General features: G+C 62.8%; 16 protein-coding genes. 7 read left to right on the top strand and 9 right to left on the bottom strand.

What is annotated here, in order from left to right; all coding sequences use genetic code 11:
• Positions 1 to 453 (bottom strand): hypothetical protein, encoded by a 453-nt coding sequence (locus ACHMW7_RS07910; RefSeq protein WP_395449726.1) that lies wholly within the window; start codon positions 451 to 453, stop codon positions 1 to 3.
• Between the two features lie 74 nt (positions 454 to 527).
• Positions 528 to 854, bottom strand: coding sequence for a YqjD family protein (locus ACHMW7_RS07905; protein ID WP_395449725.1), 327 nt, complete (start codon positions 852 to 854; stop codon positions 528 to 530).
• A 122-nt stretch (positions 855 to 976) separates the two neighbouring features.
• Here ACHMW7_RS07905 and ACHMW7_RS07900 point away from each other — a divergent pair, with 122 nt between their 5' ends.
• Positions 977 to 2,089, top strand: a complete 1,113-nt coding sequence (locus tag ACHMW7_RS07900; RefSeq protein WP_395449724.1) for an AI-2E family transporter — start codon at positions 977 to 979, stop codon at positions 2,087 to 2,089.
• A 34-nt stretch (positions 2,090 to 2,123) separates the two neighbouring features.
• Here the strand turns inward: ACHMW7_RS07900 and ACHMW7_RS07895 are convergent, their stop codons facing one another.
• Entirely contained in the window at positions 2,124 to 2,885 is a 762-nt protein-coding gene (locus ACHMW7_RS07895; protein WP_395449723.1) for a Crp/Fnr family transcriptional regulator, read from the bottom strand.
• A 159-nt stretch (positions 2,886 to 3,044) separates the two neighbouring features.
• Here ACHMW7_RS07895 and ACHMW7_RS07890 point away from each other — a divergent pair, with 159 nt between their 5' ends.
• Positions 3,045 to 3,428 carry a response regulator gene (locus tag ACHMW7_RS07890; protein ID WP_395449722.1) on the top strand — a complete coding sequence of 128 codons (384 nt, stop codon included), beginning with the start codon at positions 3,045 to 3,047 and terminating at the stop codon, positions 3,426 to 3,428.
• Here ACHMW7_RS07890 and ACHMW7_RS07885 read toward each other — a convergent pair.
• Both ACHMW7_RS07885 and ACHMW7_RS07880 read right to left on the bottom strand, forming a co-directional pair.
• A complete protein-coding gene (locus ACHMW7_RS07885; protein WP_395449721.1) occupies positions 3,414 to 3,962 on the bottom strand; it encodes an RNA polymerase sigma factor in 549 nt (182 codons plus the stop codon). The two genes, ACHMW7_RS07890 and ACHMW7_RS07885, sit on opposite strands and share 15 nt — an antisense overlap.
• 6 nt (positions 3,963 to 3,968) lie before the next feature.
• A complete protein-coding gene (locus tag ACHMW7_RS07880; protein ID WP_214391456.1) occupies positions 3,969 to 4,166 on the bottom strand; it encodes a NepR family anti-sigma factor in 198 nt (65 codons plus the stop codon).
• A gap of 196 nt (positions 4,167 to 4,362) precedes the next feature.
• Between ACHMW7_RS07880 and ACHMW7_RS07875 the strand changes: the two genes are divergently transcribed.
• The 5 genes from ACHMW7_RS07875 to ACHMW7_RS07855 all read left to right on the top strand — a co-directional run bounded on the left by ACHMW7_RS07875 (position 4,363) and on the right by ACHMW7_RS07855 (position 7,387).
• A complete protein-coding gene (locus ACHMW7_RS07875; protein ID WP_395449720.1) occupies positions 4,363 to 5,157 on the top strand; it encodes a response regulator in 795 nt (264 codons plus the stop codon).
• A 75-nt stretch (positions 5,158 to 5,232) separates the two neighbouring features.
• Positions 5,233 to 5,397, top strand: a complete 165-nt coding sequence (locus ACHMW7_RS07870) for a DUF1328 domain-containing protein (protein ID WP_018429836.1) — start codon at positions 5,233 to 5,235, stop codon at positions 5,395 to 5,397.
• Between the two features lie 171 nt (positions 5,398 to 5,568).
• A complete protein-coding gene (locus ACHMW7_RS07865) occupies positions 5,569 to 6,576 on the top strand; it encodes a sensor histidine kinase (RefSeq protein WP_395449719.1) in 1,008 nt (335 codons plus the stop codon).
• 87 nt (positions 6,577 to 6,663) lie between these two features.
• Positions 6,664 to 6,981 carry a hypothetical protein gene (locus ACHMW7_RS07860; RefSeq protein ID WP_395449718.1) on the top strand — a complete coding sequence of 106 codons (318 nt, stop codon included), beginning with the start codon at positions 6,664 to 6,666 and terminating at the stop codon, positions 6,979 to 6,981.
• Positions 6,982 to 7,141: 160 nt separating this feature from the next.
• On the top strand, positions 7,142 to 7,387 hold the full coding sequence (locus tag ACHMW7_RS07855) for a YMGG-like glycine zipper-containing protein (RefSeq protein WP_395449717.1): 246 nt from the start codon (positions 7,142 to 7,144) through the stop codon (positions 7,385 to 7,387).
• A gap of 72 nt (positions 7,388 to 7,459) precedes the next feature.
• Here ACHMW7_RS07855 and ACHMW7_RS07850 read toward each other — a convergent pair whose 3' ends face one another.
• The 4 genes from ACHMW7_RS07850 to xylF all read right to left on the bottom strand — a co-directional run bounded on the left by ACHMW7_RS07850 (position 7,460) and on the right by xylF (position 12,531).
• Complete coding sequence (locus tag ACHMW7_RS07850; protein WP_395449716.1) at positions 7,460 to 9,067, bottom strand: CHASE domain-containing protein; 1,608 nt, start codon at positions 9,065 to 9,067, stop codon at positions 7,460 to 7,462.
• A gap of 117 nt (positions 9,068 to 9,184) precedes the next feature.
• Complete coding sequence (locus tag ACHMW7_RS07845; RefSeq protein WP_395449715.1) at positions 9,185 to 9,973, bottom strand: ATP-binding cassette domain-containing protein; 789 nt, start codon at positions 9,971 to 9,973, stop codon at positions 9,185 to 9,187.
• 20 nt (positions 9,974 to 9,993) lie between these two features.
• Positions 9,994 to 11,346, bottom strand: a complete 1,353-nt coding sequence (locus ACHMW7_RS07840; protein WP_395449714.1) for a sugar ABC transporter permease — start codon at positions 11,344 to 11,346, stop codon at positions 9,994 to 9,996.
• Positions 11,347 to 11,490: 144 nt separating this feature from the next.
• A complete protein-coding gene (gene xylF, locus ACHMW7_RS07835) occupies positions 11,491 to 12,531 on the bottom strand; it encodes a D-xylose ABC transporter substrate-binding protein (RefSeq protein ID WP_109577709.1) in 1,041 nt (346 codons plus the stop codon).
• Positions 12,532 to 12,598 lie beyond the last annotated feature (67 nt).

The raw sequence follows: 12,598 nt of genomic DNA, 5'->3' as shown, positions 1-12,598 counted from the left end.
CTATTCGCCTGCCACGCCGTCGCTGTCGTCGGGCTTGTGATTTTCGCGATAGATCGCATAAGCGGCCAGCGCCACCACCGGCCCGAGCAGCGCACCGATACCGCCCTTGCTGCGCAGCAATGTCGGCAGCACGGCCATCGCCGCCGTCGTGCCCAACGCTGCGATGTCGGCGCGCCGACGCCTTTTATCCTCGCGCGCCCGCGACCCCGCCAGCAGCTTGTGCACAAGCAGGATCAACCCCGCCAGCACCAGGAAGCCCAGGCCAAAGCCGAGTGCCGCTTCAAGATGACCATATTTCTCGGCCGCCCAGATGAAGGCGGCACCGACGAGAAAGCCGGCGCCACACAGGCCAGCGATCGCGGCGCCAAGATAGGCCGCCGCCGCCCGGCGCGTCCGCCTCAGCGCCAGTGTCGTCTCGCCGGTGGCGAAACTCGCAATCAATGATGCCAGCATATGTCCCCCGGACTGACTATGAATTTACGCATCGTGCTTTCCGAAAATCGATTGCCGATCTTCGGGCCGATGCGTTAGCGCCGCGCCAGCAGCGCGATGAGGAAGCCAACGCCGGCGGCGATCGCAAGCGACGTCACCGGCTTTTCGCGCACCGTGGTCATGAACTGTTCTTCGATGTCGCGGGCGTTGGCACGCAAGGCTTCGACTGCCGCGTCGCTCTGCGTCTTCAACTGCTCGGCACCTTGTGACGCCGCGCGCCGCGCCGCACCGTAGCCATGCTCGCCGGTCGTGGCCAACTGCTTGGCGAGCGCTTCGATGTCGGCCTTCAATTGCTTGATGTCGGCCTCGAGGTCCGGTGCCGTCTTGGTGCCGTTGCCGACCTTGCCTGTAGCTGTCGCCATGTCATTGCTCCTTGCGTTCGTTGGGGTCCAAACGCCTGATAGGCCTGTCGGTTCCGTCGTCGCAGGAACCATCGCCGACCACCGGACGTTTTGCCAGTCTGTTTCAGCTGGAAAAATTGTCGATGCCGAACCGCACCATCAAGAAGGCGCCAACCGTGCGCCTGCCGCCAAAATCCAATTTCGAGATCCTGCTCACGCGCGGCGCCCAGGTATCGATCATCTTCATCGGCATCATCGTCACCGTCTTTGCCCTTCATGCCGGCGAGTTCATCCTCACCCCCATCGGCCTCGGCGTCGTCATCGGCCTGATGCTCGGACCGCTTGCCTCCAGGCTTGAACGTTTCAAGGTGCCACCGGCACTGTCGGCGGCCATCGTCGTCTTGTTGTTCATCCTCTCCGTCGGCATCTTTGCGCTGCTGATCAGCTCGCCACTCAGCTTCTGGCTCCAGCGCCTGCCCCAGATCTGGGCGCAGCTCGCGACCCAGCTGTCGGACCTCAAGGGCCCGCTCGAAACCTTCAAGAGCATGCGCGACCAGCTGCGCCAGGTCACCGGCGGCGAAGGCGTGTCGGTCTCGGTCGACGAGGGCATGGGCGTCGAAACCATGGCGACGCTGGCCCCGGCGGTGATTGCCCAGGTGCTGTTGTTCTTCGCCAGCCTCTATTTCTTTGTCGCGACGCGCAACCAGACCAGGACCGCCATCCTGAGGGTGTGCTTCAACCGCCGCCTGCGCTGGCGCGTCGCCCATATCTTCCGCGACGTCGAACGGCTCGTCTCGCAATATCTGCTGTCGATCACCGTCATCAACTTCGCCGAAGGCGTGACCGTCGGCATCGGTCTTTTCCTGCTTGGCGTGCCCTCCGCGCCGCTATGGGGGGCACTCGCCATCATCACCAATTTCGTGCCCTTCGTCGGCCCGCTGGTCATGGTGGTGATCCTGTTTGCCGTCGGCCTGACCGAGTTCGACACTTTGGGCGCGAGCCTGCTGCCGGTCGCGCTGTATCTCGGCGTCAACACTGTCGAGGGTCAGTTCATCACCCCGCTGGTCATTGGCAGGACCATGACGCTCAATCCTTTCGTCGTGCTGCTTGCGCTGGCGTTCTGGATCTGGCTGTGGGGTGCCATCGGCGGCTTCATCGCCATCCCGGCCCTGCTCGTCGGTTACGCCATCATCCGCAATGTGTTGCCCGGCGTGAACTGGGGCGTCGATGACCTCGACCGGCAATATGAGCGTTAGCGCATGATCCCGGAAAGCGGGAACGGATTGTCAGTCACAGCAGCGGTCGTACGCCCTCGTCGAGGCCGCTCCAGTTCGCCAGTGCCATAAGTCCTTCGATGTCGAGCACCTTGCATCCGCCATCGCGCCATTGCACCAGCTTGCGGTCCATCAGCTTGCGGATCGTTTTGTTGGTGTGAACCACGGAAAGTCCGAGCGTGTCGGCTACATGTTGCTGGGTAATCGGAAGTTCGACGTCACCCTTGCCGTTGATGCCAACCTTGCGCGCCCGGCTGGCGATGAAGGCAAGAAGATAGGCGGCGCGTTCGAGTGCCGAGCGGCGCCCGACACTCAACAGGATCTCGTCGAGCATGCGCTCTTCGCGCGCCGCGATCCAGGTGATGTCGTAAGCGAGGCCCGGGTAGTTCGAGTAGAGGTCCATCAGCCGGTCGCGCTCGAACATGCACAACAGCATCGGCGAAAGCGCTTCCACCGAGTGCTGCATTTCGCCCATCAAGCTGCCCTGCAGGCCGATCATGTCACCGGGCAGCACGTAGTTCAGGATCTGGCGGCGGCCATCTTCGAGCAGCTTGTAGCGAAAGCCCCACCCTGCCAGCACAGTAAACAGATGCGCGCTGTTGCTGCCTTCAGAAAGCAGCGTCGCACCCTTGTCGACCGCAAGTTCGCCACGCTTGAAGGAGCTGACGAATGCCAGTTCCGCATTGTCGAACGGCCTGAAGGCCGGCAATGGCCTGAGTGGGCACTTCTCGCACGGAACCTGCCGCACCATGTCGGTCGGAATGCCCTGCGCTGCCATGAAATCCTCCAGGAATGTGACCGGCAACGCCTTGAGGCCGCCGAAGGTTCCACGTCCATATGCCGCAGCCTGCTACGCGACCCCAGCATGTCTTTTTTAAATGACAGCGGGCGCGACTGCCGTCATGTTCGGCTTCGTTTCCATGGAGTGCCCCGCGACGTGCCAAGCCCGCTTTCAGGACTGCGTATCCTTGTGCTCGAAGACGAGGCGCTGATTGCGCTCGATGTCGAGCAGCTCTGCCGGGACCACGGCGCCGGCGAGGTCGCCATCGCCAGTTCGCTGCGCGAGGCCAAGCAGGTTTCGCTGCCCTACGATGCCGCCATCATCGACATCATGCTCGGCGGTGAGCCGACCTTCGAGTTCGCACGCTCGCTGGAGGCGGCTGGCGTTCCATTCGTTTTCGCCTCGGGCTACGACAAGCTTGACGAGATCTTTGCCGGCTTCCCTGATGTCGCCCTGGTCAGCAAGCCTTATGCCGGCGCCGAACTCATCGAGGCCGTTGCCGAGAGCATCCGCAAGGCTGCCCGCTCAGCCGACAGTTGACCCCATGACCTGGGCCGCGATCGCGTCGGGGCCGTAATCGGCCTCGCCGGAGATGTCGAGTATCTCCTGCAGCCTGTTGCGGGCGCGGCTGACGCGGCTCTTGATGGTGCCGACCGCACAGCCGCAGATCTCCGCAGCTTCCTCATAAGAAAAGCCTGACGCGCCGATCAGGATGATCGCCTCGCGCTGGTCTTCCGGCAATTGCTCCAGCGCCTTGCGGAAGTCGTCAAGATCGAGCCGGCCATGCTGGCTCGGATGCACGGCGAGGCGGGCTGTCAAAAGGCCGTCGCTGTCTTGGACCTCACGACCGCGCTTGCGCATCTGCGAATAGAATTCGTTGCGCAGGATGGTGAACAGCCAGGCCTTGAGATTGGTGCCGGGCTGAAAGCTCGATTGCTTGTCCCACGCTTTGACAAGCGTTTCCTGGACCAGGTCGTCGGCCCTGTCGGCGTTCTGCGACAGCGACATCGCAAAAGCGCGCAGGCCAGGTATCGTCGCGAGCAAGTCGCCCTTGAAACCGAGAGATGCTGCCATGCCCGGTCAGTCCTTCTGCTGCTCAGGTTCGGCTTGTTCCAGCTGGCTGAGCAGCTGGGCAAAACGATCCGGCACCTCGTCGGACACCAGCTCATCGTAATATTGCTTGAGTTTGCGGCCTATTTCGGAGTTTGCCCCCAGAGGCTCACCGTCGCGTCGACGGTTCGGCCCGGCGCTGGCTACGCCACTGGTCTGCTTGGTCATATGCTTGTCTTTGCCCTTTTGCCCCGCCGGACGTCCCGCCCCGAACGGCGCGCAACAACCTTGTCGGTTTATCGAATTTTGCACCCAACTCCTCAAATGCGGTTAGGTTCCACAAAAGAGGAACTTTTGCACAAACCAGGCGTTGTGTGTCGCTTCACAACAGTTTCAGCAACGTCGAATGAGGGAGACGTCAATCATGACACTATCCACGAGAATCGCCCCGCACTTGCCCTATCTCCGCCGTTTCTCGCGCGCGGTGGCGGGCTCCCAGGAGAGCGGCGATGCGCTGGTGGCTGCGATGCTCGAAGCACTGATCGACGATATCGATGTTTTCCCGTCCGCTTCCAACGACCGCATTGCGCTTTACAAGATTTTTGCCCGCCTTTTCACATCCGTGTCCATCCGCGTGCCGCAGGATTCTCCGACGCTCGGCTGGGAAAAGCGCGCCGCTGCCAATCTTTCGGCTCTTTCGCCGCGCCCGCGCCAGGCCTTCCTTCTGGTTGCCGTCGAAGGCTTCAATGAAGCCGAAGCCGCCGAGGTCCTCGACGCCGACCAGGACGAGTTCACAAGGCTCCTGCAGGAAGCGAGCGGCGAAATCTCGCGCCAGGTCGCAACCGACATCCTGATCATCGAGGACGAACCGCTGATCGCCATGGACATCGAAGAGATGGTGGAAAGCCTGGGCCATCGCGTCGTCGGCACCGCACGCACCCGTGCGGAAGCGATCGCGCTGTTCAAGAGGACACGTCCCAAGATGATCCTGGCCGACATCCAGCTCGCCGACGGCAGCTCCGGCATCGATGCCGTCAACGAGATGCTGTCTTCGGCACCGCTGCCGGTGATCTTCATCACCGCCTTCCCCGAGCGCCTGCTGACCGGCGAGCGCCCGGAGCCGGCGTTCCTCGTCACCAAGCCGTTCAACCCTGAAATGGTCAAGGCGCTGATAAGTCAGGCTTTGTTCTTTGACAGACAGGCAAAGGCTGCGGCATAGGGCTTTTTACCACCGCCTCAGGGAACCAACCTTGGGGCGGCACGTTTTTCGTACGTCATTTGAAGGAGATAGATCATGCTGTATTGGGCGCTTGTATTCCTCGTCGTCGCGATTATTGCCGGCGCCCTCGGCTTCGGTGGTATCGCCGGAACATCTGCCGGCATCGCGCAAATCTTGTTCTTCATCTTCCTGGCGTTCCTGGTCATATCGTTGATCGCGGGCCTTTTCAGGCGCGCTTGATGACGCCGGCAATATGAAGAACGAACCCGAGACTGGAAGCCGGCCCCCTCAGTCGGAATCCAGCGCCGCCGGGTAGCGCCTCACTCTTGAAGCGTTGCCCGGCGGTCCCATTTGGTTCTCGCCGAAATCATTCGGCCGAGCCGCAATGAGCAGAGCAAGGGCTCTCGTCGCATGGCCATTCCCCACCCAGCGGGACAAAGTTCACGGGTAGACGCAGCCCTTCTCCATGCCTCCCGCAACGCCGGCATCGCCGTGCTCTACCAGGATCACACGCTCCACACGGTCTGGTCGCACAATCTGCAGCCGCCTTGGGCGGAAGCGTTGGAAGAACAGGCTGGCGAGGGCGACTTTGTGCCACAACAGCAAGTCGATCGCCTCGTCGCCGCCAAGAAGAACGTCCTTGCCACCGGTAATTCCGAAGGACTCGAGATCAGCATCGCCGACAACTCTGCCGGTATGCGCTGGTTCGAAGTCTGCGTCGATGCCGACCGCTCCCCCGGCGGCCAGGTCCAGGGTGTCGTCGTCACCGTCATCGAGACGACCGAGCAAAAGCGGCGCGAGCAGACGCTGAAGGCGCTGCTGCGCGAGGTCAGCCATCGCTCCAAGAACCTGCTTGCCATCATCCAGAGCATCGCCAGCCAGACCGGTCACTATTCCGGCTCCATCGAGGTCTTCCTCGAGCGTTTTCGCGGCAGGCTCCAGTCCCTGGCCTCGTCGCAGGACCTCGTCACCTCGTCCAACTGGCGCGGCGCCGGCTTTCGCGAGCTGGTTGTCGGTCAGGTCAAGCGCTACAGCAGCGACACCGAGCACGCCGTGCGCATCCTGGGCGAGGATCCATATCTCAACCCCAATGCCGCCTTGCACATCGGCCTTGCCGTCCACGAGCTGGCGGTCAATTCGGTGAGCTATGGCGCGCTTTCCCGCGCTGACGGTCACGTCGAGGTGACGGCCAGCAAGACATCAGGTCCCGACGGCGAAGAACAGATTGCCCTGCACTGGTCGGAAGCCATCGGCCCCATTGCGGATGCGACGACGCGCAAGAAGCGTTTCGGGTCGGTGGCGCTCGAACGCGTCGTCCCGGCCGCGCTGAACGGCAATGCCGAACTCGAAATCGGCGTCGACAGGCTGCAATATCGTCTCGTCATGCCCCAGGCGAACTTCGAAATGGAGCAGGATTAGCTCGCCGCGAAATTCAAACGGTTCAGCTCCGCCCGGCCATGGAACTTTTATCCGCCACCCGCCGTTTCTGGGCCGAGGTGGTTTGTCATGGAACACATCGCAGCATTTCTGTTGGTCGTTTCCTGCTCGCAGGATTTGTCTGGTTGCCGCGAGATTCCGGCGCCCACGCCGCTGTTTGAGGCATTCGACGCTTGCCAGTCCGCATTGCCCGGGGCGCTGGCGCTTGCCGTCCGCAATCAGCGCATTTTCGCCAAGTGCCTGGAGGTCGATCCAGCACTTGAGGACGACTACGACAAGCTGACCTGGAACGTGTTGCCCAATGGCACGCTCGACGCTTCCCTTTCCATTTCCAGCGTTGTCGTCGCCTCGGGTGCCGGGCTCGGCAAGCCGGACTATCTCCATTGATGCCGGAGCGTATCCGGTCGCTTCCCTCAGACCAAGGAGCCGACATCATGCGGATACGCTAAGCCGTTGAATTGACGCGTTGCGTGGAAAAACGATTCCGAAATTCGGGCTGATACGCTAAGTATCGGCCGGGCGATGTTAAAGTGAGAGGACTGACTACATGAAGAAGCTTATTCTTGTCGTTGCAGCCGTCGTTGCAATCTCAGGCTGCACGACGACCGAGCGCGACGTGGTGACCGGCACCGGCGTCGGTGCTGTGGCAGGCGCGCTGATCGGCGGCGGCCGTGGTGCTCTGATCGGCGGTGCCGTCGGCGCCGCATCGGGCTTGCTGGTGCGCAATCTGCGCAATGGTTATTGCGAATACCGCAACAGCCGTGGCCAGATCTACACCGCGCGCTGCCGCTAACACGGCTTTGCAGACAAGGCCCGGCGCCGGCTCAGGCCGTCGCCGGGCTTTTCTTTGTCTGCCCGCAAGCCTTCAGCCGCGATAAGGGATGTCGATCTCCACCCGCAGCCCGTCTTCGGCGTAGCGCCGCACGATCTGGCCATCGAGTTCGCGGGTGATGTTCATGTCGATCAGCTTGGTGCCGAAGCCGGTCTTGTCAGGTGCCGACACACCATTGCCGTTGCGTTCCGTCCAGTTGAGCAGCAGCCGCCGCCGCTTGCCCTCGCCGTTCAAGCGCCAGTCGACTTTCAGCCCGCCGACGGAATTGTCGGCATCGCCATATTTCAGCGCATTGGTCGCCAGTTCGTGGAAAGTCAGCCCGAGCGCCTGCGTCGTGGTTTCGTCGAGTTCGACGGCAGGGCCGGTCATCATGTCCTGAGGCAACTCCTTGCCGAACACCTGGCCAAGCTCGATGCGCAGCAACTCGCTGAGGTCGGCCTTTTGCCAGCGCGAGCGCGTCAGCATGTCCTGCGACGCGGCCATCGCCTGAAGCCGGGCCGAAAACGACGTCGAGAACTCGTCAATGTTGCCGGAGTGTGCCGCCGTCTGGCGCGCCATGGCCAGGACGCGGGCGATCGAGTTCTTGATCCGATGCTTCATCTCCTGAAGCATCAGGTCCTTTTCCAAAAGGCTCTTTTCGGTCGTTTCGTGGAGCTGCGCCGCAACCTCGTAAGCGCGCTGCTGGTAGCGGGCAACCAGCGCGATCGAGCCGGCCAGCACCAGCCCGAACAGTCCCAGCATCAACGGCGCTGCGCGCGGCGATGGCGGCATGAAGGCGGTGCTCGGCCTGAAATTGATCGTCCACTTGCGGCCGGCGACATTGGCCTCGCGCGTCACCGAGAAGTCGTCGCCATAGCCGGGGTCGGGCGGCGCCTGCGAGCGGAACAGCAACGTGTCCTCGCCCATCGTGCCGTCGAACACTTCGACCGCGACCGGCAGCAGCGGCGCCTTGCCAAGCGCTGCCTGAAACAGCTCGGCTGTGCGGAAGGCGACATAGAGGAAGCCGGCAGGAGCCGTACCCTCGCCATCGGGCCGGTCGACACGCGAAAACACCAATATCCCCGGCTGGCGCGCGCCATTGTCGCTACCTTGGCCCAGCAGCACCCGGCCGGTTGCCCGCGGCTCGCCCTTTGCCGCCATCGCCGCTTCAATCGTGGTCCGGCGCAGCGGGTCGGTCGCCATGTCGAAGCCCATGGCGTCGAGGCTGGCCTTGCTCATCGGCTCGAACAGCACGATCGGCGTCCGCCACGGCAGGTCGGTTTGCGGGAAAGGCGGCCGGTCGATGCCGTAGCCTTGTTTCAGCTCGACAGTGATCGAACCGCTTTGCCCACTGTCGATGAGCCTGACAAAGCCGATGCCGCGCAGGCTCGGGAAACTCCGCTCGGCATCGAGCGAGGCGAAGTAGCTGCGAAACTGGTCGCGCGAAAGATTGCCCTTCTGGGCTGCAAACATCGCCTGCGTCGCATGCAGCAAGGCCAGGTCGAACTCCATCCTGCCCTCGATGCGGTTGAGCGCATCGTCGGCCACCGACTGGAACTTGATGCGTGCGGCCTCGACCGTCGCCAGGTAAACGAGCGCCGCCATCGTCAGGCTGACCAGCGCGACGGCAACAAAGATCAGGCTGGGGAAGTATTTTCTCAATTCCGGCTGGCTCGCGTCACCCTCCACTCATTAAAGCATGATCGCGAAAAGGTGGAACTGCTTTTCGCGATCATCTCTTGAGCCAGGTTCGTAGCCGGCAAAGCTGGTCGTGATCGATCAGGCGGCGATCTGCATCGCTCCTGGCCCCGGGGTGGCGCCGGGCGGGCATTTGCCGAGAATGATCATGCCAAGCACCTCGTCCTTGGTGACATCCTGGGTGCGCGCCGTGCCCACCACCTGGCCGTTCTTCATCACGCAGACGCGGTCGGCGAGATCGAACACATCGTGGATGTCGTGGCTGATCAGGAAGATGCCGATGCCATCGGCCTTGAGCTGCTTGACCAGCTCGCCGACCTGCGCCGTCTCTTGCGGACCAAGGGCTGCCGTCGGCTCGTCCATGATCAGGATGCGGGCGTTGAACAGGATCGCGCGCGCGATCGCCACCGACTGCCTCTGGCCGCCCGACAGCTTGCTGACCGGCTCCTTGAAGCGCTGGAAACGCGGGTTGAGCCTGCCCATCACCTTGCGTGCCTCGGCCTCCATGGCGACGTCGTCGAGCGTGCCGTAGGCGGTCATGATCTCGCGCCCGAGGAACAGGTTGGCGGCGGCATCGACATTGTCGGCCAAAGCCAGCGTCTGGTAGATCGTCTCGATGCCATATTTCTTGGCGTCGCGCGGGTTGGAGATCGCTGCCTCCTCGCCGCGGACGAAGATCGCACCGCTGTCGCGCTTGTAGGCGCCCGACAGGATCTTGATCAGTGTCGACTTGCCAGCGCCGTTATGGCCGAGCAGCGCCACCACTTCGCCGGGATAGAGGTCGACCGAGGCGTCGTCGACGGCGCGGATACCGCCGAAGGCGATCGAGATGTTCTTGAGGTCGACGAGCGGGATACGGGTCTGTTCCATGATCTTGGCTCCCGATTTCGTTAAACGCGCTTGCGGTAGAGCGTGTCGAGCCACACAGCCACGACCAGCACCATGCCGACGACGATGTTCTGCAACGGCGTGTCGATGTTGAGCAGCACCATGCCCGACTGCAGCGACTGCATCAAAAGCGCCCCCAGCATGGCACCGGCAACGGTGCCGGAGCCGCCGGCGAGCGAGGTGCCACCGATGACGGCTGCGGCGATGACCAGCAACTCGTCCAGCGTGCCGAGCGAATTAGTGGCAGAGTTCAGGCGCGCGCTGGAGACGGCGGCGCTGATCGCCGCCAGCACGCCCATGATCATGAACACCTTCATGGTGATCCAGCGCGTGTTGATACCGGCGAGGTTGGCGGCTTCGGGGTTGCCGCCGATGGCGAAGACATAACGACCAAAGCGGGTGCGGTTGGTGACGAAGGTCATGACGATGCCCACGGCAACCGCGATCAGCACGGGAATGGCAATGCCATGGGCGATGAACAGCCCGCCTTCGGGAACGGTGATGCCGTTGGCCTCGGCGTAGCGGCGCACGATGCCGATCGGCCAGGGGTAGGAATTGGCAATCCAGATCGCACCGAGGATCACACCGCAGGTAACAGTGCCGAGAAATGTCTCGGCCCAGAGCGGCCGCAGCGGAAACTTGAAGCGCTTGCGTTGCTGGCGGCCACGCAGCAGCAGCAACACCACGGCGAGGCAGGCGACAAGGCCGACGATCCAGCTCCATGTCGCGCCGATGGCGCCCTGCGGACCACCGCCCATGAGCTGGAAGGTCGCATCGAGCGGCGCAATCGTCTGGCCTGAGGTAACCCACCAGGCCGCGCCGCGCCAGACCAGCAATCCGCCCAGCGTCACGATGAAGGCGGGAACCTCCATATAGGCGATGACGAAACCCTGCAGCGCGCCGATCAGCAAGCCGAGTGTTATGCCGATGACGAGTGCCAGCGCCCAGATCCACGGATTGCCGAGTTCGAGGCCGACGGCTTTGACAAGGAAATGCACCTGGGCAAAGCCCATCACCATGCCGATCAGGCCTTCGGCCGAGCCGACCGACAGGTCGATGTTGCGCATGACGATAACCAGCACCATACCGGTCGCCATGATCGCCACGGCGGACGCCTGCACCGACAGGTTCCACAGGTTGCGGAAGGTCAGGAAGGTGCGGCTGTCGAAATCGAGCGGGTTGACGCCGAGGCGCAGGCTCGAAATCACCTGCAGTCCGATCCAGATCAGCAACAGCGCGCCGACCATGCCGAGCATGCGCGTATCGATCTCGGTTGCCTTGAGGAAACGCCCGACGGGGCTAAGCTCGGTCGTCCGCGCCCGGTCAGCCGGCACGTTGGATGTCGTGTCTGTCATTGTTACCTCCCGACCGGACAGCCGTCTGCGCGGCGGCCGGTGTGCGCATGATAGGGTCAATATGCCATGTCATGAAGCGGGCGTTTTGGGAAAACGCCGCGGCCAGAAAGCCGCGGCGTCTCACCTTTCGGACCAGGCCGACTGTTAGTTGCAGGCCGCAACCGAACCCGCTGCCACGCCCTGGCAGACGACGTCCTTGCCAACCCAGCCGGCGTCGATGACGACGTTGAGGTTGTCCTTGGTGATCGGAACCGGGGTCAGGAACACCGAGTTCAGCTCGAGGCCGCCGGGCGTCTTGAACTTGGTGACGTTGGCGATCTCTTCCATCTTCTTGCCGTCGGCGAGCTGCGAGGCGATTTCGGCGGCGTTCTTGCCGAGTTCGCGTGCGTCCTTCCACACCGAAACGGTCTGGGTGCCGAGCGCGATGCGGTTCAGCGCGGCATGATCGCCGTCCTGGCCCGAAACCGGCACCGAGCCGGCAAGGCCCTGTGCCTGGAGTGCAGCGATCGCACCGCCGGCGGTGCCGTCGTTGGAAGCCACGACCGCGTCGATCTTGTTGTCGTTGGCGGTCAGGAACTGTTCCATGTTCTTCTGGGCGTTGGCGGGCAGCCAGCCGTCGGTGTAGGCCTCGCCGACATTCTTGATCTTGCCGGCGTCGACGGCTTCCTTGAGCACTTCCATCTGGCCGGCGAACAGGAAGTCGGCGTTCGGATCGGCACCGCTGCCCTTGATGAAGACGTAGTTGCCTTCAGGCTTGGCGGCGAACACGCCCTTGGCCTGCATGCGACCGACCTCCTTGTTGTCGAAGGTCAGGTAAAAGGCGTCCTTGTTTTCGATCAGGCGGTCATAGCCGACGACAGGAATGCCTTCGGCGACAGCCTTGTCGACGGCCGGACCGATGGCCGACGCATCCTGCGCCAGGATGATGAGCGCATTGGCGCCCTGCGAGATCAGGCTTTCGACGTCGGTCAGCTGCTTGGCCGGCGACGACTGCGCGTCAGCCGAGATGTACTTGTCGCCAGCAGCTTCGATGGCGGCCTTCATGGCAGCTTCGTCGGTCTTCCAGCGTTCTTCCTGGAAGTTCGACCACGACACGCCGATGACCTTGTCCTTTGCCGAAGCCACTGCCGAAAGCGACAGAGTCATGGCAACACCCGCCAGGATGGCGGTGGTAAACTTTTTCATGATTTCCTCCCTGCGCCCAATGGGCGCGCCTACTTCGCATAGCCCTTGGAGAAGCTCTTTTTTCGAG

Origin of the sequence: Aminobacter sp. UC22_36, from assembly GCF_044056035.1 — a bacterium.
Classification (GTDB): domain Bacteria; phylum Pseudomonadota; class Alphaproteobacteria; order Rhizobiales; family Rhizobiaceae; genus Aminobacter.
This window is presented reverse-complemented; position numbering and strand designations above follow the sequence as displayed.